This is a genomic window from Streptomyces sp. 3330, assembly GCF_031456635.1.
In the GTDB taxonomy this organism is placed as follows: Bacteria; Actinomycetota; Actinomycetes; order Streptomycetales; family Streptomycetaceae; genus Streptomyces.
This window is the reverse complement of record NZ_JAVDVA010000032.1, coordinates 1-18,778: the sequence shown is the minus strand read 5'-3', so window position 1 is coordinate 18,778 and position 18,778 is coordinate 1. Positions and strand designations below refer to the sequence as shown.

Annotated in this window: 19 protein-coding genes; 10 read left to right on the top strand and 9 right to left on the bottom strand. The window is 73.9% G+C overall.

Annotated elements, in window-relative coordinates:
• Window positions 1-19 precede the first annotated feature (19 nt).
• Window positions 20-415, bottom strand: a complete 396-nt coding sequence (locus tag J2X68_RS35050) for an STAS domain-containing protein (protein ID WP_310436644.1) — start codon at window positions 413-415, stop codon at window positions 20-22.
• Window positions 416-654: 239 nt separating this feature from the next.
• Between J2X68_RS35050 and J2X68_RS35045 the strand changes: the two genes are divergently transcribed.
• The 4 genes from J2X68_RS35045 (at window position 655) to J2X68_RS35035 (ending at window position 4,582) form a co-directional block, all read left to right on the top strand.
• On the top strand, window positions 655-1,590 hold the full coding sequence (locus tag J2X68_RS35045) for an RNA polymerase sigma factor SigF (protein WP_310436643.1): 936 nt from the start codon (window positions 655-657) through the stop codon (window positions 1,588-1,590).
• Between the two features lie 195 nt (window positions 1,591-1,785).
• Complete coding sequence (locus J2X68_RS35040) at window positions 1,786-3,309, top strand: RICIN domain-containing protein (RefSeq protein ID WP_310436642.1); 1,524 nt, start codon at window positions 1,786-1,788, stop codon at window positions 3,307-3,309.
• A gap of 7 nt (window positions 3,310-3,316) precedes the next feature.
• Entirely contained in the window at window positions 3,317-3,469 is a 153-nt protein-coding gene (locus J2X68_RS40370; RefSeq protein ID WP_399041598.1) for a hypothetical protein, read from the top strand.
• 114 nt (window positions 3,470-3,583) lie between these two features.
• On the top strand, window positions 3,584-4,582 hold the full coding sequence (locus J2X68_RS35035; RefSeq protein ID WP_399041595.1) for a DMT family transporter: 999 nt from the start codon (window positions 3,584-3,586) through the stop codon (window positions 4,580-4,582).
• Here the strand turns inward: J2X68_RS35035 and hutI are convergent.
• From hutI to hutU, 4 genes are read right to left on the bottom strand one after another with little or no spacing between them, the layout of a single operon-like run.
• The gene (gene hutI, locus J2X68_RS35030; protein ID WP_310436640.1) at window positions 4,522-5,709 is read right to left on the bottom strand and encodes an imidazolonepropionase; all 1,188 of its coding nucleotides are present in this window, start codon (window positions 5,707-5,709) and stop codon (window positions 4,522-4,524) included. The genes J2X68_RS35035 and hutI overlap by 61 nt on opposite strands.
• A gap of 38 nt (window positions 5,710-5,747) precedes the next feature.
• Window positions 5,748-7,097 (bottom strand): formimidoylglutamate deiminase, encoded by a 1,350-nt coding sequence (locus tag J2X68_RS35025; protein ID WP_310436639.1) that lies wholly within the window; start codon window positions 7,095-7,097, stop codon window positions 5,748-5,750.
• Window positions 7,094-8,311 carry an allantoate amidohydrolase gene (locus J2X68_RS35020; RefSeq protein ID WP_310436638.1) on the bottom strand — a complete coding sequence of 406 codons (1,218 nt, stop codon included), beginning with the start codon at window positions 8,309-8,311 and terminating at the stop codon, window positions 7,094-7,096. Before J2X68_RS35020 ends, J2X68_RS35025 begins: the two co-directional genes overlap by 4 nt.
• Window positions 8,308-9,972 (bottom strand): urocanate hydratase, encoded by a 1,665-nt coding sequence (gene hutU / locus J2X68_RS35015; RefSeq protein WP_310436637.1) that lies wholly within the window; start codon window positions 9,970-9,972, stop codon window positions 8,308-8,310. The genes J2X68_RS35020 and hutU overlap by 4 nt, the downstream gene beginning before the upstream one ends.
• 389 nt (window positions 9,973-10,361) lie before the next feature.
• Here hutU and J2X68_RS35010 point away from each other — a divergent pair, with 389 nt between their 5' ends.
• The 4 genes from J2X68_RS35010 to J2X68_RS34995 are packed head-to-tail and all read left to right on the top strand — an operon-like array spanning window position 10,362 to window position 12,678.
• Window positions 10,362-10,799, top strand: coding sequence for a hypothetical protein (locus J2X68_RS35010; RefSeq protein WP_310436636.1), 438 nt, complete (start codon window positions 10,362-10,364; stop codon window positions 10,797-10,799).
• Window positions 10,796-11,713 (top strand): transcriptional regulator, encoded by a 918-nt coding sequence (locus J2X68_RS35005; protein WP_310436635.1) that lies wholly within the window; start codon window positions 10,796-10,798, stop codon window positions 11,711-11,713. The genes J2X68_RS35010 and J2X68_RS35005 overlap by 4 nt, the downstream gene beginning before the upstream one ends.
• Window positions 11,714-11,747: 34 nt before the next feature.
• Window positions 11,748-12,281 carry a roadblock/LC7 domain-containing protein gene (locus tag J2X68_RS35000; RefSeq protein ID WP_310436634.1) on the top strand — a complete coding sequence of 178 codons (534 nt, stop codon included), beginning with the start codon at window positions 11,748-11,750 and terminating at the stop codon, window positions 12,279-12,281.
• 22 nt (window positions 12,282-12,303) lie between these two features.
• Window positions 12,304-12,678, top strand: coding sequence for a hypothetical protein (locus J2X68_RS34995; RefSeq protein ID WP_020128504.1), 375 nt, complete (start codon window positions 12,304-12,306; stop codon window positions 12,676-12,678).
• Between the two features lie 34 nt (window positions 12,679-12,712).
• Here J2X68_RS34995 and J2X68_RS34990 read toward each other — a convergent pair whose 3' ends face one another.
• The 3 genes from J2X68_RS34990 to J2X68_RS34980 all read right to left on the bottom strand — a co-directional run bounded on the left by J2X68_RS34990 (window position 12,713) and on the right by J2X68_RS34980 (window position 14,573).
• Complete coding sequence (locus J2X68_RS34990; RefSeq protein ID WP_310436633.1) at window positions 12,713-13,297, bottom strand: hypothetical protein; 585 nt, start codon at window positions 13,295-13,297, stop codon at window positions 12,713-12,715.
• A gap of 86 nt (window positions 13,298-13,383) precedes the next feature.
• Complete coding sequence (locus J2X68_RS34985; protein WP_310436632.1) at window positions 13,384-14,295, bottom strand: MurR/RpiR family transcriptional regulator; 912 nt, start codon at window positions 14,293-14,295, stop codon at window positions 13,384-13,386.
• Window positions 14,292-14,573 (bottom strand): hypothetical protein, encoded by a 282-nt coding sequence (locus J2X68_RS34980; protein ID WP_310436690.1) that lies wholly within the window; start codon window positions 14,571-14,573, stop codon window positions 14,292-14,294. The genes J2X68_RS34985 and J2X68_RS34980 overlap by 4 nt, the downstream gene beginning before the upstream one ends.
• 261 nt (window positions 14,574-14,834) lie before the next feature.
• Here J2X68_RS34980 and J2X68_RS34975 point away from each other — a divergent pair, with 261 nt between their 5' ends.
• The gene (locus J2X68_RS34975; RefSeq protein WP_310436631.1) at window positions 14,835-15,260 is read left to right on the top strand and encodes a hypothetical protein; all 426 of its coding nucleotides are present in this window, start codon (window positions 14,835-14,837) and stop codon (window positions 15,258-15,260) included.
• Between the two features lie 537 nt (window positions 15,261-15,797).
• Here the strand turns inward: J2X68_RS34975 and J2X68_RS34970 are convergent.
• A complete protein-coding gene (locus tag J2X68_RS34970) occupies window positions 15,798-17,186 on the bottom strand; it encodes a cystathionine beta-synthase (RefSeq protein ID WP_310436630.1) in 1,389 nt (462 codons plus the stop codon).
• 161 nt (window positions 17,187-17,347) lie between these two features.
• Here J2X68_RS34970 and J2X68_RS34965 point away from each other — a divergent pair, with 161 nt between their 5' ends.
• Window positions 17,348-18,385 carry an SGNH/GDSL hydrolase family protein gene (locus J2X68_RS34965; protein ID WP_310436629.1) on the top strand — a complete coding sequence of 346 codons (1,038 nt, stop codon included), beginning with the start codon at window positions 17,348-17,350 and terminating at the stop codon, window positions 18,383-18,385.
• Window positions 18,386-18,778 lie beyond the last annotated feature (393 nt).

The window sequence follows — 18,778 nt, the reverse complement described above, 5'->3', positions numbered from 1 at the left end:
TGCCGGCGGACGGCGGAAGTCAGCCGTCCGCGTCACGCTCGTCGTGCCCGTCGCTCAGGGCCGCCTCGACCGTCTCGTGCACGGTGAACACCGCGTCCGCTCCGGTGATCTCGAAGACCCGCGCCACCACGGGCAGCATGCCCGCCAGATGGACCCCGCCACCGGCCGCCTCCGCCTTCAGGCGGGCGCCGAGCAGCACGTTGAGCCCGGTGGAGTCGCAGAACTCCAGACGGGCGCAATCCACCACCAGGCGACTGAGCCCCTTGGAGAGGCAGTCCTCCAGTGGCTCACGCAACAGATCGGCGGTGTGGTGATCCAACTCACCCGCCGGGGTCACCACGGCGCTGGAGCCCTCTTGCCGCACCTCGACCAGAAGCCGGCCAGACTGTGCGCTGCCGACCGTCCCGCGGTCCATGCCGTCTCTTCTCCTGGGGTCGTTGACTGCTTCCTGACGCCCTCGCACCCTACGCCCTCGGCCCGCGCCTCAACACCCGAACAATCACACACAAACGGACATACTCGGACAAAATGCACTTGCGGCGGGGCAAGTAAAGCGGGTAGGGCTAGGAGAAGCACGTAACCGACACGGCCGGCTTTGGAGGCGCCGCACACCGCAGTGCGCTCACTGGCTTCGGCAGCCATACGCCGAGAACGATGGAGGACATCATGTCACCCCGGCTCGACGCACCGCCTACCCGCGGAGCGACGTCGACACCCCCTCCGGAACAAGAACATCTGGATCCCATCGCACAGGATGCGGCGCCGGACGTCGACCCCACCGACGCCCTCGCCGGACTTCCGGAGATCCCCCCGTACGACGAGGTGGGCGCCGTCGACGCACGGGCCCTGTCCAAGACCCTGTTCGCGCGGCTCGAGTCCCTCGAAGAGGGCACGTACGAGTACGCGTACGTGCGCAACACCCTCGTCGAGCTGAACCTCGCCCTGGTCAAGTTCGCCGCCTCCCGGTTCCGCTCGCGCAGCGAACCGATGGAGGACATCATCCAGGTCGGCACCATCGGCCTGATCAAGGCGATCGACCGCTTCGAGCTGTCACGGGGCGTCGAGTTCCCGACCTTCGCGATGCCGACCATCATCGGCGAGATCAAGCGCTTCTTCCGCGACACCTCGTGGTCGGTGCGCGTCCCGCGCCGGCTCCAGGAACTCCGGCTCGACCTGGCCAAGGCGGGCGACGAACTGGCCCAGAAGCTCGACCGGGCGCCCACCGTCGTGGAGCTGGCCGAGCGGCTCGGCATCTCCAACGAGGAGGTCGTCGAGGGCATGGCCGCCTCCAACGCGTACACGGCCTCGTCGCTGGACGCGCAGCCGGAGGACGACGACTCCGAAGGCGCCCTCGCCGACCGCATCGGCTACGAGGACCACGGACTCGAAGGCATCGAGTACGTGGAGTCGCTGAAGCCGCTGATCGCGGAACTCCCGTCCCGCGACCGGCAGATCCTGTCCCTGCGCTTCGTCGCCGGTCTGACCCAGTCGGAGATCGGCGAGGAACTCGGCATCTCGCAGATGCACGTGTCGCGGCTGCTGTCGCGGACGCTGGTGCGGCTGCGGAAGGGGCTGACGGTCGAGGAGTGACCCGTCCCGTCCGTGTCCGGGCGCTCTCCCGGGCACGGACGCCGGTGTCACCCCGCCCCTCGCCTCCGACCCCCTCTTGTTACCTCCCGAAGCCTCCCCACGGCGCCCCCTGGGCCACTAGGGTCACCTCCACCACAGACTGACCGGTACGTCAGCAACCGGGCGCGCCGCGCGTCCGGCGAGGAGGCGACCCCCATGGCCCGTGCCGACGTGGACGGCGACGGCGGCGGCGACATGAGCGCCGACGCCCCGGACGCGTATCTCACCGACCGGCTGCGCGCCGCGCCCGCCGCCGCGTACCCGGCGCTGCGCGCCCTGCGCGCCCGTCACCACCCGGCCGTCCTGGCCTACGCCCGCCGCTGCACGACCGGCGAAGCGGCGGCGCGGCGCCTCGCGGCCGAGGCGTTCACCCTCGCGGCCCGCGAGACGGCCCGCGGCAACGACCCCGGCGGCTCCTGGCGGCACCGGCTCCTGCTGCTGTGCGGGCAGGTGACCACCGAATGGGCCCTCGACGACCGGGCCGGCGGCCTGGACGCGGGACTGCTGCTCGTCCTGCGCACCGCGGCCCCCGGCGGCCCGGTGCCGCCCCTGCTCGCCGCGTTCCGTTCGCTGCCCTCCCGCACGCAGGGCCTCGTCTGGTACGGCGTCGTGGAACGCGAGCCCGCCGAACGGACGGCCGCGCTGCTCGGCCTGACCCCCGAGGACGTCACGTACGGCACCGGCCCCGCCCTCCAGCTCCTGACCCAGGCCTGCCTGCGGCACCGGCTCGCCGCCTCGGACGACCCGCGCTGCGCGGACTTCCGCCGGCTGATCGAGCAGTCGGTCCGGCCGGACGCCCCGCGGCACAGCCCCGACCTCGAAGCCCACAGGGCGCACTGCCCGCACTGCGCGACCGCCTACGAGGAACAGTGCGCGCTGCGCGACGATCCTCGCGAGGCGCTGGCGGAGGGGTTGCTGGTGTGGGGCGGGTCGGCGTACGTGAGGGACGAACGGCAGCCGTCCGGCGACCGCGGACCGGCGGCCGCGGGACGGCCGTCGCGGCGGGTGGCGCTGGCCTCGGCCGCGCTGGGGGTGGCCGTCGTGCCGTTGGCGGTGGCCCTGCTGCTGACCTCGGGGGACCCGGGGGACCAGCAGGACGCGGCGGGAGCCGTCGTCACCGGGCCGTCGACGGTGCCGCCGGTGACCGTGACCGCGACGGTCGCCGCGCCGCCCGTCTCCTCCCCCGCCTCTCCCTCGCCGTCCTCGACGCCGCGTCCGTCCCCCTCCCGCACGAGCGCCCCGCCGAAGCCCACGCCCACCCCGGCACCGACCCGCGCGCCCGGCGGGACGTTCGCCCAGGTCGTGAACCTGGCCGACGGGCGCTGTCTGGAGGTGGCGGGCGACTTCGACAACGGCACGGACGTCGTGACGGTCCCGTGTTCCGCCTCGCCCAGCCAGCGGTGGCGGGTGGACACCGCGCGCGGGGTCCTCCAGTCGTACGCCGACCAGGACTTCTGCCTGGACAGCAGAGGATCCGTGGACAAGGGCGTGGGGGTCTGGGAGTGCGCCTCGGTGGACGGCGACCACGGGGCGAACCTGCGGTTCACCGTGGACGACGACGGGACCGTCCGCCCGGCGATCGCGATCCTGACGGCGCTGACGTCGGACGCGGGCGGCGGGGTGTCGCTGGAGCCGCTCGACGAAGGCCGGGACCAGCTGTGGCGGGCGGGAGCGGCCTGAGCGCCGGATCGAGTGCCGGGTCGGTGCCGGGTGCCGGGTCGGTGCCCGGTGCCGGGTCGGTGCCCGGTGCCGGGTCGGTGCCGGGTGCCGGGTCGGCGCCGGATGCCGGGTCGGCGCCGGATGCCGAGTCGGCGCCGGATGCCGGGTGTCCTCATGGTGAAAACCGCCTGGCCGGATCTTCGTCGGTGACTACGCTGGCTCAGCCCTCCGACCAGCAGAGCCGCTGGGCCAGCCGCGTCATCTGCTCATGAGGAGCCCCATGTCCGACTCCCCCCTGTCCGCGCCCGCGGCGCCCGCCTCCCCGGGCGGTCCCTCCGGACCCGGGCGGCTCGCCGACCTTCCCGTGCTGCTCGTCGCCGTCGTCTGGGGCTCCAGCTATCTCGCCGCCAAGGGCGTCACCACGGCGGACACCGTGCCGGCCGTGCTGGTGCTGCGCTTCGCCGTGGTCCTGCCGGTGCTGGTGGTCGTGGGGTGGCGGCGGCTGCGCGCGCTGAGCGGGCCGCAGTGGCGCGGGGCCGGGGTGCTGGGCCTGATCCTGGCCGGGATCTTCCTGCTGGAGACCTACGGCGTCGTGCACACCTCCGCGACCAACGCCGGGCTGATCATCAGCCTGACCATGGTGTTCACGCCGCTCGCGGAGAGCCGGGTGCGCGGCGTACGGCTGCCCCGGGCGTTCGTCGCGGCGGCGGGTCTCTCGGTGCTCGGCGTGGGGCTGCTGACCCAGGGCGCCGGGTTCACCGCTCCGTCCGGGGGCGATCTGCTGATGCTGGGGGCCGCCGTCGCCCGGACCGTGCACGTGCTGGCCATGGCGCGCATGGACTCGGTGCGCGGGGCCGACGCGCTGTCGCTGACCACGGTCCAGCTGGGCTCCGCGGTGGCCGTGTTCGCGGTGCTGGTGGCGCTGCCGGGGGCGGGCGCCTCGCCCTGGGCGGCGGCCGCGGACTTCGACGGCGGCGACTGGCTCGGGCTGGTCTACCTCTCCGTGTTCTGCACGCTGTTCGCGTTCTTCGTCCAGATGTGGGCGGTCCGCCGCACCTCGCCGTCCCGGGTCAGCCTGCTGCTGGGCACCGAGCCGGTGTGGGCGGCGGCGGTCGGCATCGCGCTGGCCGGCGACCGGCCGGGGTGGCTCGGCTTCGTGGGCGCGGTGCTGGTGCTGCTCGGCACCGGCTGGGGCCGCTCGGTGGCCGACCGCGGCAGCGGGCCGGAACCGGCTCAGACGACCCGCACGCCGCGCCGCCACACCCCCGAGACGAGCGGCACACCGGGCCGGTAGGCCAGGTGGACGTGGCTCGGGGCGTCCAGGAGGGTCAGGTCGGCGTAGGCGCCGGGGGCCACGCGCCCCACGTCCGTGCGGCGCAGGGCCGCCGCGCCGCCCGCGGTCGCCGACCACACCGCCTCGTCGGGCGTCATCCCCATGTCCCGCACCGCGAGCGCGATGCAGAACGGCACGGACGAGGTGAAGGACGAGCCGGGGTTGCAGTCCGTGGACAGGGCGACGGTGACGCCCGCGTCCAGCAGCCGGCGCGCGTCCGGCCACGCGGCCCGGGTGGAGAACTCGGCCCCGGGCAGCAGCGTGGCGACCGTGTCGCCGCTCGCGAGGGCGTCCACGTCCGCGTCCGTGAGGTGGGTGCAGTGGTCGGCGCTGGCCGCGTCCAGCTCGACCGCCAGCTGCACGCCGGGGCCGTAGGAGAGCTGGTTGGCGTGGATGCGGGGGTGCAGTCCCTTCGCCCGGCCCGCGGTGAGGATCGCGCGGGCCTGGTCGCCGTCGAAGGCGCCCTTCTCGCAGAAGACGTCGATCCAGCGGGCGTGCGGGGCGCAGGCGTCGAGCATCTCGCCGGTGACCAGGGCCACGTAACCGGCCGGGTCGTCGGCGTAGTCGGGGGAGACGATGTGCGCGCCGAGGTAGGTGACCTCGTCGGTGTGGGCGGCGGCGAGACGCAGGGCGCGGGCCTCGTCGGCGACCGTCAGGCCGTAACCCGACTTGGTCTCGAAGGTGGTGGTGCCCTGGCGGAGGGCCTCGGAGAGGAAACGGGTGAGGTTCGCCTCCAGTTCCCCGTCGGTGGCCGCCCGGGTGGCCGCCACCGTCGTGCGGATGCCGCCCGCCGTGTAACCGCGGCCCGACATCCGGGCGTTGAACTCCTCGGTGCGGTCGCCCGCGAAGACCAGGTGGGAGTGGGAGTCGACGAAGCCCGGGAGGACCGCCCGGCCGCCGGCGTCGACCCGGTTGTCAGTGGCGGGTGCTTTGCTTGATTCACCGGTCCACACGACGCGGTCGCCCTCGATGACGACGGCCGCGTCCCGGACCACGCCGAGGGGAGAACCGTCACCGAGGGAGGGGTCGTTGGTGACCAGCGTGGCGATGTTGCTGATGACGGTGGTCGTGCCGGTGCTGCTGCTCATCGTGGTGTCCTCGTGGGGGCGGGATCCGGTGGGGGGCGCTACGCGTGCAGAGCGGCCACGGCCCGCGCGAGGGCCTGCGGCACGTCCGGTACGAGCGTGTGCGCCCCGTCGCGTACGACGTGGCGCCCGGCGACGACCGTGTGGCGTACGTCCGCCGCGGTCGCCGCGAAGACGGCCGTCTCGGCGCCGAGCCTGGGCGCCGGGCCCGCCGTCCTGACCGAGTCGAGCGCGATCGTCGTGAAGTCGGCGGCCGCGCCGGTCTCCAGGGTGCCCGCGTCCGGGTTGCCGAGGGCCGCGTGGCCGTCGGCGGAGGCGGCGCGCAGCAGGGCGGCGGCGGTCCAGTGACCCCGGGTGCGGGTGCGCAGCCGCTCGTTCAGCTCCATCGCGCGGGCCTCCTCGAACAGGTCGATGACGGCGTGGCTGTCGGAGCCCAGGGAGAGCGGTGAGCCCGCGGCCTGGAGGGCCACGGCCGGGCCGATGCCGTCGGCGAGGTCCCGTTCGGTCGTCGGGCACATGCAGGTGCCGGTGGCGGAGCGGCCGAGGAGGGCGATGTCCTCGTCGGTGAGGTGCGTGTTGTGGACACCGGTGGTGCGCGGTCCGAGGACGCCGTGCTCGGCGAGAAGCTCGGTGGGCGTGCGGCCGTGGGCCGCGCGGCAGGCGTCGTTCTCGGCGGTCTGCTCGGACAGGTGCACGTGCAGCGGCGCCCGGCGCTCCTCGGCCCAGCGCGCCACGGTCGCCAGTTGCCCGGCGGGCACGGCCCGTACGGAGTGGATCGCCGCGCCGATCCTCGCGTGATCCCGTTCCTTGAGAAGTGAACAGCGTTCGGCCCAGGCGTCCGCGTCACCGTCGCAGAAGCGGAGCTGGTGGGCGTCGGGAGGCTGTCCGAAGCCGGCGGACAGATAGGCGGTGTCGAGGAGGGTGATGCGGACACCGGCCTCGGCGGCGGCCTCGATCAGGGCCTCGCCCATGGCGTTGGGGTCCGCGTACGGGGTGCCGCCGGGCGCGTGGTGCAGGTAGTGGAACTCGCCGACGGCCGTGATGCCGGCCAGCGCCATCTCGGCGTACACGGCACGGGCCAGCTGGTGATAGGTGTCCGGGGTGAGCCGGTCGGCGACGGAGTACATGACCTCGCGCCAGGTCCAGAAGGTGCCGGAGCCGACCTGGACGGTGCCGCGCAGGGCTCGGTGGAAGGCGTGGCTGTGGGCGTTCGCCAGGCCCGGGAGGGTGAGGCCGCGCAGGATCTCGGCGCCGGGCGGCGGGGTGCCGAGGCCGGTGCGGACGGCGGTGATGCGGCCGTCCGTCACCTCCAGGGCGACGCCCGGCTCGACGTTCGTGTCGAGCCAGGCGTGCTCCAGCCAGTACGTCCGTGTCCGCTGCGTGGGGGTCACCGGCAGGCCAGTCCTTCCAGTACGTCGGCGAGGGCGTGCACCCCGGCCACGCAGTCGTCCTCGGTGGCGAACTCGGCCGGGGAGTGCGAGACGCCCGTGGGGTTGCGCACGAACAGCATGGCGGTCGGGATGGTCCCGGAGAGGATTCCGGCGTCGTGTCCGGCGCCGGTGCCCAGGACCGGGACCTTGAGGTCCGTGTCGCTGCCGAGGATGCGGGCGAGTTCGTCGCGCAGGGCGTGGTCGAACTCGACGACGGGCGTGAACGACTCGCGGACGACGTCCAGGTCGATGCCGTGGCCTTCGGCGTACTCGCGGGCGGCCTTCTCCACACCGCCGACGACGGTGTCGAGGGTGGCCTGGTCGGCGGCGCGGGAGTCGAGCCAGCCGCGCACCAGGGAGGGGATGGCGTTGACGCCGTTCGGCTCGACGGAGATCTTGCCGAAGGTGGCCACGGCGCCCGCGAGCCGTGCCTCGCGGCGGGCGGCCAGCACGGTCTCGGCGTACGGCAGCATCGGGTCGCGCCGGTCCACGAGGCGGGTGGTGCCGGCGTGGTTGGCCTCGCCCCGGAAGTCGAACCGCCAGCGTCCGTGCGGCCAGATGGCACTGGCCAGGCCGACCCGGTCGCCGCTCAGGTCGAGGGCGCGCCCCTGCTCCACGTGCAGTTCCACGAAGGCCCCGATCCGGGCGAGCCGCTCCGGGTCCGCGCCGATGGCGTCGGGGTCCTGACCGGCGGTCTCCATGGCCTGCGGGAGGGTGATCCCGTCGCCGTCGGTGAGCCGGTGGGCCTGCTCCACGGTGAGCCGGCCCGCGGTGAGCCGGGAGCCGACACAGGCGAGTCCGAAGCGGGCACCCTCCTCGTCCCCGAAGTTGACGAGAGCGAGCGGCTTGGTGAACGTGACGCCGCGCGCGCGGAGTTCGTCGAGCGCGGCGAAGGCGGACACCACGCCCAGGGGCCCGTCGAAGGCGCCGCCGTCCGGCACCGAGTCGAGATGCGATCCGGTGACGACGGCGTCGCCGGCCGCCGGGTCCCCGAGCCAGGCCCACTGGTTGCCGTTGCGGTCGACCTCGTACGTCAGGCCGCGTGCCTCGGCCCGGTCCCTGAACCAGGCCCGGCAGTCGGCGTCGGCGGCGGTCCAGGCGTAGCGGCGGTAGCCGCCGGAGGCGGAGCTGCGGCCGACCGGCAGCAGCTCCGCCCACATGCTGTGGAAGGTCACGCGTCGTCACCTTCACGCATGGGCACCCGCACGCCCCGCTCGTCCGCGACCGACTCCGCGATGTCGTACCCGGCGTCCACGTGCCGGATGACGCCCATGCCGGGGTCGTTGGTGAGGACGCGGCGGATCTTCTCGCCGGCGAGCTTGGTGCCGTCCGCCACGGAGACCTGGCCGGCGTGGAGGGAGCGGCCCATGCCGACGCCGCCGCCGTGGTGGATCGACACCCAGGACGCCCCGGACGCCACGTTGACCATGGCGTTCAGCAGGGGCCAGTCGGCGATCGCGTCGGAGCCGTCGAGCATCGCCTCGGTCTCGCGGTACGGGGAGGCGACGGAACCGCAGTCGAGGTGGTCGCGGCCGATGGCCAGCGGGGCCGCCAGCTCGCCCGAGGCCACCATGTCGTTGAAGCGCTCGCCGGCCCGGTCGCGCTCGCCGTAGCCGAGCCAGCAGATCCGGGCGGGCAGGCCCTGGAAGTGGACGCGCTCACCGGCCAGCTTGATCCAGCGGGCCAGCGACTCGTTCTGCGGGAAGAGGTCGAGCATCGCCCGGTCGGTCTTGGCGATGTCGGCCGGGTCGCCGGAGAGCGCCGCCCAGCGGAAGGGGCCCTTGCCCTCGCAGAACAGCGGGCGGATGTAGGCGGGGACGAAACCGGGGAAGGCGAACGCCCGGTCGTATCCGGCGAGTTGGGCCTCGCCGCGAATGGAGTTGCCGTAGTCGAAGACCTCGGCGCCGGCGTCCATGAAGCCGACCATCGCCTCGACGTGCTTCGCCATCGACTCGCGGGCCCGGGCGGTGAAGCCGGCCGGGTCCTTCTCGGCGGCGTCGGCCATGTCCTCGAAGGCGATCCCGGTCGGCAGGTAGGCCAGCGGGTCGTGGGCGGAGGTCTGGTCGGTGACGATGTCGATGGGGGCGCCCGTCGCGAGCAGCTGCGGCACCAGCTCGGCGGCGTTGCCGAGGACGCCGATGGAGAGCGGCCTGCGCTGGTCACGGGCCTCGACGGCGAGCCGGAGCGCGTGGTCCAGGTCGTCGGCCCTGACGTCCAGGTAGCGGTGCTCGATGCGGCGCTCGATGGCGCGCGGGTCGCAGTCGATGCAGATCGCCACGCCGTCGTTCATCGTGACGGCGAGCGGCTGGGCGCCGCCCATGCCGCCGAGGCCGGCGGTGAGGGTGATCGTGCCGGCGAGGGTGCCGGAGAACTTCTTCGCGGCGACGGCGGCGAAGGTCTCGTAGGTGCCCTGGAGGATGCCCTGGGTGCCGATGTAGATCCAGGAACCGGCAGTCATCTGGCCGTACATGGTCAGGCCCAGCTGCTCCAGGCGGCGGAACTCCTCCCAGTTGGCCCAGTCGCCGACGAGGTTGGAGTTGGCGATGAGGACGCGCGGGGCCCACTCGTGGGTCTGCATGACGCCGACCGGGCGGCCGGACTGCACGAGCATGGTCTCGTCCTGCTTGAGGGTCCTGAGCGTGCGGACCATCGCGTCGAAGGAGCGCCAGTCGCGGGCCGCCTTGCCGGTGCCGCCGTAGACGACGAGCTTGTCGGGGTGTTCGGCGACCTCGGGGTCGAGGTTGTTCTGGAGCATCCGCAGGGCGGCTTCCTGCTGCCATCCCAGGGCGCTCAGTTCCGTACCGCGTGGCGCTCGTACGGGGCGGGGTCCTGACATGGTCGGCCTCCTTGCGGATGGGTGATCCCGGCGGTTTTTGCTGTTGTTATTCACATCCTGACCTGATGAATAGGACTAGTCAATACAGCGGGCCGCAGCACCGGGGTCACGGCACACGGGGACGCGGGAGCGAAAGAGAGGGCGCGCGCTGTCACGTTCACCACCCCGCAGCAATACGCGCGCCGTTGACGCGCGCCGGTGGGCCGGTGTTGAACGGTGGAGGAGGGGCGCATGGGGCGCCGATTCAGCCCGTAACGGGGTCAGTCGACCCACGTTAGCCGCCCTCCGCATGTTCCGCTGGAAAATGCCAGAACACTCACCCCGCCTCGCCTACGTTGCGTAGCTTCTTCCTCACTCATCCGAACCGAAGGCGGGAGGGGAGCCGAACGGTGCCCGGAATCGACGAGTGTCTCCTGGAGGCCATGCGGCTGCCCGGTGCCCGTGGTGCCGCGCTGGTCGACTGGACCAGCGGGCTCGCCCTGGGCGCGGTCGGGGAGTTCCCCGGCGGCGACCACGAGGCGGCGGCCGCCGAGGCGGCCGAGGTGGCCCGGCTCACGGCGGAACAGCGGGCGTTCGCACCCGACGGCTACGACGGTCAGGACGGCCCCGGCGGCCCCGAGGGCGGAGGCAGCGGGGGCGGGGTCGCCGATCCTCCGGTCGAGGACCTGATCATCAGCAACCGGGACAGCTACCACGTGCTCCGCTTCGTACCGACGTCCTTCGACAGCAGCGTGTTCCTGCACGTGTGGCTGGCCCGGCCGGACGGCAACCTCGCGCTGGCCCGGATCCGGCTGGGCGAGATGGCCGGGCGGCTGGTGCTGGGGTGACCGCGGTGAGAACGACCCCGCAGGGGACCACCCCGCCGCCCCGGCTGCCCGTGCGGGAGAAGACCGCCGCCCGGGAGCGCGGCGGCGGCCTTTCGCCGATGCTGACCCGTCTCGCGGCCGAGCGGGCAACCGGTGTCCTGGAGCGCGAGCGCGGCTCGCTCTACCTCGCCGAGGGCCGCGTGGTGCACGCCGAGAGCCCCCTCGCCCCGGGCCTCGACGTGCTCCTCCTGGCCCACGGCACGCTCGCGCCCGCCGTCTGGCAGGACGCGGTGGACCGGGCCGACGAGGAGTACGGCGTCGCCCGGCTGCTGCTCGACGCCGGGCGCGTCCCGCGCGGCGCGCTGGAACTGTGCCACCTGGAGGCGGTCTACGACGCGGCGTACTTCGCGCTCACCCCCAGCAGCACCCCCGGCCGCTTCCGGTACGGCGCCGGGCACTGGCTGGGCACGCTCCGGCCGGTCCCGGTCGCGGCGGTCGAGCGCGAGACGCTGCGCCGGCGGGAACTGCTGCACCGCCTGTGGCCGGACCCGCTGACCGACGGGGCCCCGCTGCGGCGGGCCGAGACCGTCGCGGCGCCCGCGCCGACCGCCCGGCAGAGCGCGGTGCTGGCCTCGGTGGACGGCGTGCGCACCGCGTCGGACATAGCCCGGGAACTGGGCCGGCAGGCCTTCCACACCCTGGTGGACGTGCGGCGGCTGGCCGCGGCGGGTCTGCTGACCGCCCTCTTCCCGCCGCCCCGGCCGCCGCGCACGCAGCCCGCCGCGCCCCCGCTCCGCCCCGGGCCGGCCGCAGGTCCCGCCGTGAGCCCCGTCGCCCCCGACCCCGAACCGCCACCGGGCATCACCCTGCCCCGTGTCAACGATCCCGACATCACCCTGCTGAAAAGGCTCAGGGATGCGCTGGAGGCCCTTTGAACGGCAGCGACCGCGCGCCGAGAGGAGCGAGCTGATGGTGTCCGAGCCCGAGATACTCGACGAACTCCGGCGCCTGCGGGCCCGGGTGCCCCAGCTGACCGGCGCCCTCACGGCCGGCGTGGACGGGCTCGTCCTCGCCCACGACACGCCCGGTGTGGAGCCGGAGGTGGTGGCCGCGCTGACCGCCGCCGCCCTCGGCGTCGCGGTGCGGATGGCGGACACGACCGGCCAGGGCGACTTCCGCGAGCTGCTCGTGCGCGGGGTCTACGGCTATGTCGCGACCTACGCGGCCGGTGAGAGCGCCGTGCTGACCCTGCTCGCACAGGACCGCGTCAACGTCGGCCGGCTGCATCTGGAGGGCCGCCGGGCCGGGGCCCGCATCGGGGAGCTCGTCGACGCCTGGGAGGCGAAGGTGCGGGAGGCGAACGCCGCCGCGCCGGCCGCCAGGATCCCCGCGAAGCCCCCCGCGAAGGCGCCCGTGCGGACGCCCGCCAAGCCACCCGTCGTACGGACCAGATCGGCGCGCGGATCGGCGACGCCCAACGCGCGCACCACCACGGAAAGTTGAGAAGGAACCGAGGAGCACAGTCATGGCCAACACCGAAACCACACTGAAAGAGTGTCTCGCCTCGATCGAGGGCGCGACCGGCGTGGCACTCGTCGACTACACCAGCGGCATGGCGCTGGGCACGATGGGCGGCAGCAAGACCTTCGACCTGAACGTCGCCGCCGCCGGGAACACCGACGTGGTGCGCGCCAAGATGCGCACCATGGAGCACCTGGGGCTCAAGGGCCAGATCGAGGACATCCTGATCACGCTGAACGACCAGTACCACCTGATCCGGCTGATCAGCGGCCGCGGCGGCAACGGGCTCTTCATGTACCTGGTCCTGGACGCCAAGCGGGCCAACCTGGCGATGGCCCGCCACCAGTTGAAGAAGATCGAGGAGGACCTCGAGGTGTAGCCGGAGCGGCCGGACCGGCCGGACCGGTCCGTGGCTAGACCAGCGCCGCGGTGCGGCGGCGGGACCCGCCCGGGGCCGCGTCGCCGGCCGCGATGCCGGTGCTGCGGTACGCCTTGACGGCCTTGCCCGCCGGGCGTCCGCCGCGCCGGTCGAGCCAGTCGACGCGCACCCACAGCAGCGCGTCGTCGGCCCGCTCACGCCGCCCCAGCCAGGCGGCCTTCAGCCGCAGTCCCGTCCCCCAGCCGGCGAGCAGCAGGCCGGCGGCCGCGGGCAGCACGAAGGAACTGCCGAGCGCGGCCACGAAGGCGAGCAGCAGCCACCAGCGGTGACCTCGCCGCCAGGTGCGCACGGTCACCGCCCGGTCCTGGAGCACGTCGTGCTTGCCGGCCCGGGCGGCGCCGCGTCCGAGCCCGGCGATCCGTTTGCGGCCGCGCCACGCGGCCACGGCGACGGCGACGACGAACAGCGCGGCGCCGGCCAGCACCCCGATCCGCCGTCCCGTGAGGCCGGGCACCAGGACGCCGACCCCCGCCGCGAACACCCCGCACCACCACAACGGCGCGGCTCCGGCCCGTACGACGACGGCCACCCGAGCCAGCCCCTGCCCTCCGCGCGCCACTCCGCCTCCTGGTCTCTCCGGCACCATTCTGTGACCGTTCAGACTAGTGAGCGAACGTGAGACGAGTCTGAGAGAACACGAAGGTCCTACTCGACGAACAGCCCGCGCGCCGCCGCCCGCGCGTCGAACTCCTCCAACCGGGCCTGCGCGTCCGGCAGGTCGTCGCACATCGCCTCCAGCAGCACCCGGCCGAGCAGCATCGGCGCGCACGCGGTGTCGAAGGCGAGGCCGGTGCCGACGGCGGCCGGCAGCAGCAGGTCGGAGACCTTGGCGACCGGCGCGAACGCCGAGTCGGCGACGGTCACCACGCTCAGTCCCGCCTCCCGGGCGTAGGCGAGGGTGTCGACGACCTCGCGCGGATGCCGCGGCAGCGCGAAGCAGAGCAGGGCCGAGGCGCCCGCCCGGACGGCGGCGTCGATGCGGTCGTGGATCATCGTGCCGCCCTCGTTCAGCAGCCGTACGTCCGGATGGACCTTGGCGGCGAAGTAGGCGAACCCGTACGCCTGGGAGGCGGCGGCCCGCAGCCCGAGCACGGGAAGCGGCCGCGAGGCGGCCAGCAGCCTCCCCGCCCGCTGCACCGGCCGGGGATCGGCGAGCAGGTCGGCGAGGTGCTTCAGGTTCTCGATCTCGGCCTCGACGGCCTGCTGGTACTCGTTGTACGAGACCGGACCGGCCGTCTGCTCGGCGGGGGCGACCTCGCGCAGGTGCTTGCGCAGGGCGGGGTAGCCGTCGAAGCCGAGGGCGACCGCGAAGCGGGTCACCGACGGCTGGCTGACGCCCGCGAGCTCGGCCAGCTCCACGCTGGACAGGAACGGCACGTCGGCGGCGCGCCGCACCATGCTGTGCGCGATGCGCCGCTGGGTCGGCGTCAGCCGGTGCCCCTCGAAGAGCGCCTGCAGCCGGGCGGCGGGACTGTCGGGCACAGCGGCGCCCGGCGCCTGCGCACCCGGCGCCTCCGGTCCCGGCACTCCCCCACCGCTGTCCGTCTCCGCGCTCATGCCCCGATCCCCCTCCAGATGTCCCTGAACCGGTCCGGCAGCCCGGCCTGTTCCTCGACGCCCCGGGAGAGTACAGCGTGGCCGGGCGGGGCGGGCGCCGAGCAGGCCTGCAGGTCACCGGGGGCGGCCGCGGCGGCGTACGCGGGGGTCGTCCTGCCGGGGGACGCGGGCCCCGGGCCGGTGAGGCGCACGCCGTCCGCGACGCCCGGAGCCTCCCCGTCGAGGACGGCGGGGGCGCAGCCCACCCGGGAGGGGGCTCCCCTCACCCGAGTCGCCATGAGGCCACGCACTCCCATCGGTCCGGACACCCGCTCCTGCCCGCCGGTCGTCCGCCGCCCCGGATCGCCACCGGGCCGCCGGCGGGCTATTCACCTACCGAGAACTCTGCATGACGTCATACAGCCGGGCAAGGGGCGACGCGTGATCCGGTGCGACGCGCGTCCCTCCCGCGAACCCGACGCCGTACAGGGGGGCTATCCCCAGTGCGGCGGGCGTTCCGGCTCCCTAGCCTGGTCACGACGACGGGACGGGAGACCACCATGGAAGCGCGCGACACGGACCTGAAGAAGGAACTCGACGCCACCTTGGCGACCCGCAGGGAACTGGGCGAGGAGTACGAGTCCGCGCTGGTGGACTCGTTCCTGGAGAAGGTCGACCAGCGCATCGACGGCGCGGTGGAGCGCCGGGTGCGACGGCAGTTCGCGGAGCAGCAGATGGTGGCGGCCCGGGACGCCCGCTCGCCCGGGGCGACGGACTCGTGGGGCGAGCGCTTCGGCTTCGGCATCGTCTCGCTGGTGCTGGCGATCCCGCTGTCCGCGATCGGCGCGGGCACCGGGCACCTGCCCGGCCTGATCGTCTCCTGGGTCGGCATCGTCGGCGTCAACGTGGTCCAGGCCGCCCGCTCCCACCCCGGGCTCTTCGGCACCCGTCGCCGCTCCCCGAAGGACGGCGGCTGGGAGGACTGACCCGGGCCGGGCGCCGGGGTTCGCGCCTGCCGGGCCGGCGGCACCCGCCGGCCATCCGGTCCGGGAGCGCGCGTACGGGTGGAGCGGATCCGGCACCCGCAGCGGCCGCGGCTCCCGGGCGGCCGCGCGGCGACGGAGTCCGGACACGGCACCAGGGCCTGTCCGGCGGACAGGCCCTGGTGAAAGCTTGCGCGGGGACCGCCGCACCCCCGTTACCGGGGGGCGGGACGACGGCGGTCCCCGCGAGGGACGCGGGCCGGGTCAGGCCGGGCTTGCGCGTCCGTGGCGTCGGTGGAGGTCCGGGAGCCGCTCCGGAGGTCCGTGACGCCGTTTCGGTGCCGGTGGGGCGGGGAGCCGCTCCCGCCCTGCCGACACCCATAAATATGCCGGACGTGTGTTAACCGAGTGCTGCGTGGACGTGACACCCTCGTACCACTTCCGCGAAGTCCACCACTTCGGTAGGCAAACGGAAGTTCGGTGCCCGCGAGGGCCGTTCACCGGAGGTTTCCCCGAGGTTTCGGCCCCCGCCCCCGGAAGTTACTTCCCGCCCTTGGCCAGGAAGGCCAGCAGGTCCTGGCGGCTGACGACCCCCGTGGGCTTGCCCTCGACGAGGACGATCGCCGCGTCCGCGGTGCCGAGCACGGACATCAGGTCGCCGACCGGCTCACCGGAGCCGACCTGCGGCAGCGGGGCGGACATGTGCTTCTCCAGCGGGTCGTCGAGGGAGGCCCGCTGGGTGAACAGCGCGTCGAGCAGTTCCCGCTCCACGACCGACCCGACGACCTCGGCGGCCATCACGTCCGGGTGACCGGCGCCCGGCTTCACGATCGGCATCTGGGAGACGCCGTACTCGCGCAGCACCTCGATGGCCTGGCCGACGGTCTCGTCGGGGTGCATGTGGACGAGGGACGGGATGGCGCCGTGCACCTTGTCGTTCAGGACGTCGGCGACGCGGGCGCTGGGGCCCTCGTCCTCCAGGAAGCCGTAGTCGGCCATCCATTCGTCGTTGAAGATCTTCGAGAGGTATCCGCGACCGCTGTCGGGCAGCAGGACGACCACGACGTCGTCCGGGCCGAGCCGCTCGGCGACGCGCAGCGCGGCCACGACGGCCATCCCGCAGGAGCCGCCGACCAGCAGACCCTCCTCCTTCGCGAGCCGCCGGGTCATCTGGAAGGAGTCCTTGTCGGACACCGGGACGATCTCGTCGGCGACGGTCCGGTCGTACGCGGTCGGCCAGAAGTCCTCGCCGACGCCCTCGACCAGGTACGGCCGCCCGGAGCCGCCGGAGTACACCGATCCCTCGGGGTCGGCGCCGACGACCTGGACCCGGCCCTCGCTGGCGTCCTTCAGATAGCGCCCGGTCCCGGAGATGGTGCCGCCGGTGCCGACGCCGGCGACGAAGTGGGTGATCCGCCCCTCCGTCTGCTCCCACAGCTCAGGGCCGGTGGAGTGGTAGTGGGAGAGCGGGTTGTTCGGGTTGGAGTACTGGTCCGGCTTCCACGCGCCCGGCGTCTCCCGCACCAGCCGGTCGGAGACGTTGTAGTAGGAGTCCGGGTGCTCGGGGTCGACGGCGGTCGGGCACACGACGACCTCGGCGCCGTACGCGCGCAGCACGTTGATCTTGTCGGTGCTCACCTTGTCGGGGCACACGAAGATGCACTTGTACCCCTTCTGCTGCGCCACGATGGCCAGCCCCACGCCGGTGTTCCCGCTGGTCGGCTCCACGATGGTGCCGCCGGGCAGGAGCTCCCCGCTCTTCTCCGCCGCCTCGATCATGCGCAGGGCGATGCGGTCCTTCACGGAACCGCCCGGGTTGAAGTACTCCACCTTGGCCAGGACGGTGGCCTGGATGCCCTTGGTCACGCTGTTGAGCTTCACCAGCGGGGTGTTGCCGACGAGGCTGATCATCGAGTCGTGGAATTGCACCGTTGTCTCCGGTTGCTTGCAAAAACTGTGGTCGTAGTGGTGACGCCAGGGTACGGCCCGGGCGGTGGCCGGGTCGGCATGTTCACTCCTGGTCGAGATTGGGCGACGGTCCGTACGGGGCAAGGAGTGGGTGTACGGACACGAGGAGGTGGCGTCGAGGCATGACGAGCATGTCGAGGGCGAGAGTGGCCCGGCGCATCGCGGCCGGGGCGGCCTACGGCGGCGGCGGCATCGGGCTGGCCGGGGCGGCGACCGTGGGGCTGGTACTGGCGGAGGTGCATCTGGCGCGGCGCCAGGTGAACAACGGGACGCAGCCGCACGTCCCGCAGGCGGACGGCCGCTACGGCCTCGCCTATGACGCGCCCGGGCCCGGCAAGGAACCCCTGCGCCTGACCATGCTGGGCGACTCCACGGCCGCGGGCCAGGGCGTCCATCGCTCCGGGCAGACCCCGGGCGCGCTGCTGGCCTCGGGCCTGGCGGCGGTCGCGGAACGCCCCGTGGAGCTGCGCAACGTGGCGCTCCCGGGTGCGCAGTCCGACGATCTGGACCGCCAGGTCGCCCTGGTCCTCTCGGACTGCGACCAGGTGCCCGACGTCTGCGTGATCATGATCGGCGCGAACGACGTGACCCACCGGATGCCGGCCACCCGTTCGGTCCGCCATCTGTCCTCGGCGGTACGGCGGCTGCGCACGGCCGGCGCCGAGGTCGTCGTCGGGACCTGCCCCGACCTGGGCACGATCGAGCCGGTCCAGCAGCCGCTGCGCTGGCTGGCCCGCCGGGCGTCCCGCCAGCTGGCGGCCGCCCAGACGATCGGCGCCGTGGAGCAGGGCGGCCGCACGGTCTCCCTGGGCGACCTGCTGGGCCCCGAGTTCGAGGCCAATCCGCGCGAGCTGTTCGGCCCCGACCACTACCACCCCTCGGCGGAAGGGTACGCGACGGCGGCGATGGCGGTCCTGCCCACGGTCTGCGCGGCCCTCGGCCTCTGGCCTGCCGACGAGGAACGCCCGGACGTCTCCCGCCGCGAGGGGTTCCTGCCCGTGGCCCGGGCGGCGGCGGAAGCGGCCGCGGAGGCCGGCACGGAGGTCACCGCGGCGATGCCGACGGGCCCCCGGGGCCCCTGGGCCCTGCTGAAGCGCCGGCGCAGGCGGCGGGTGGCGGAGACGGAACCGTCGTCCCCGACCAGCACCTCGGGGGTCTGACCCGCCGGCCCGCCGGACGGGCGGCCGGTCGGCCGGTCGGCGGGCCCGTCCGGCGTCCGAGGACGAGGCCCTTCAGGGCCGAGCCGTCAGGGCCTGGAAGCCCGACGCCCCTGAGGGCCGTCAGGGCCGTCAGGGCCCGGGAGTCCGGGAGTCCGAGACCCGTCAGGGTCGCCAGGGACCGGGGACCAGGAGTCCGGGAGACCAGGAGTCCGGGGGTCCGGGGAGTCCGGGGGTCCGGGGAGTCCGGGGGTCCGGGGAGTCAGGGAGTCAGGGGGTCCGGGGACCGGGGGTCCGGGGACCGGGGGTCCGGGGGTCCGGGGGTCCGGGGGTCCGGGGGTCCGGGGGTCCGGGGGTCCGGGGGTCCGGGGGTCCGGGGGTCCGGGGGTCCGGGGG

Coding starts and splice junctions, on each gene's coding strand:
- J2X68_RS35050 (WP_310436644.1), bottom strand. CDS start 415: ATGGACCGCGGGACGGTCGGCAGCGCACAGTCTGGCCGGCTTCTGGTC.
- J2X68_RS35045 (WP_310436643.1), top strand. CDS start 655: ATGGAGGACATCATGTCACCCCGGCTCGACGCACCGCCTACCCGCGGA.
- J2X68_RS35040 (WP_310436642.1), top strand. CDS start 1,786: ATGGCCCGTGCCGACGTGGACGGCGACGGCGGCGGCGACATGAGCGCC.
- hutI (WP_310436640.1), bottom strand. CDS start 5,709: ATGAGCAGCAGCACCGGCACGACCACCGTCATCAGCAACATCGCCACG.
- hutU (WP_310436637.1), bottom strand. CDS start 9,972: ATGTCAGGACCCCGCCCCGTACGAGCGCCACGCGGTACGGAACTGAGC.
- J2X68_RS35000 (WP_310436634.1), top strand. CDS start 11,748: ATGGTGTCCGAGCCCGAGATACTCGACGAACTCCGGCGCCTGCGGGCC.
- J2X68_RS34995 (WP_020128504.1), top strand. CDS start 12,304: ATGGCCAACACCGAAACCACACTGAAAGAGTGTCTCGCCTCGATCGAG.
- J2X68_RS34985 (WP_310436632.1), bottom strand. CDS start 14,295: ATGAGCGCGGAGACGGACAGCGGTGGGGGAGTGCCGGGACCGGAGGCG.
- J2X68_RS34980 (WP_310436690.1), bottom strand. CDS start 14,573: ATGGCGACTCGGGTGAGGGGAGCCCCCTCCCGGGTGGGCTGCGCCCCC.
- J2X68_RS34975 (WP_310436631.1), top strand. CDS start 14,835: ATGGAAGCGCGCGACACGGACCTGAAGAAGGAACTCGACGCCACCTTG.
- J2X68_RS34965 (WP_310436629.1), top strand. CDS start 17,348: ATGACGAGCATGTCGAGGGCGAGAGTGGCCCGGCGCATCGCGGCCGGG.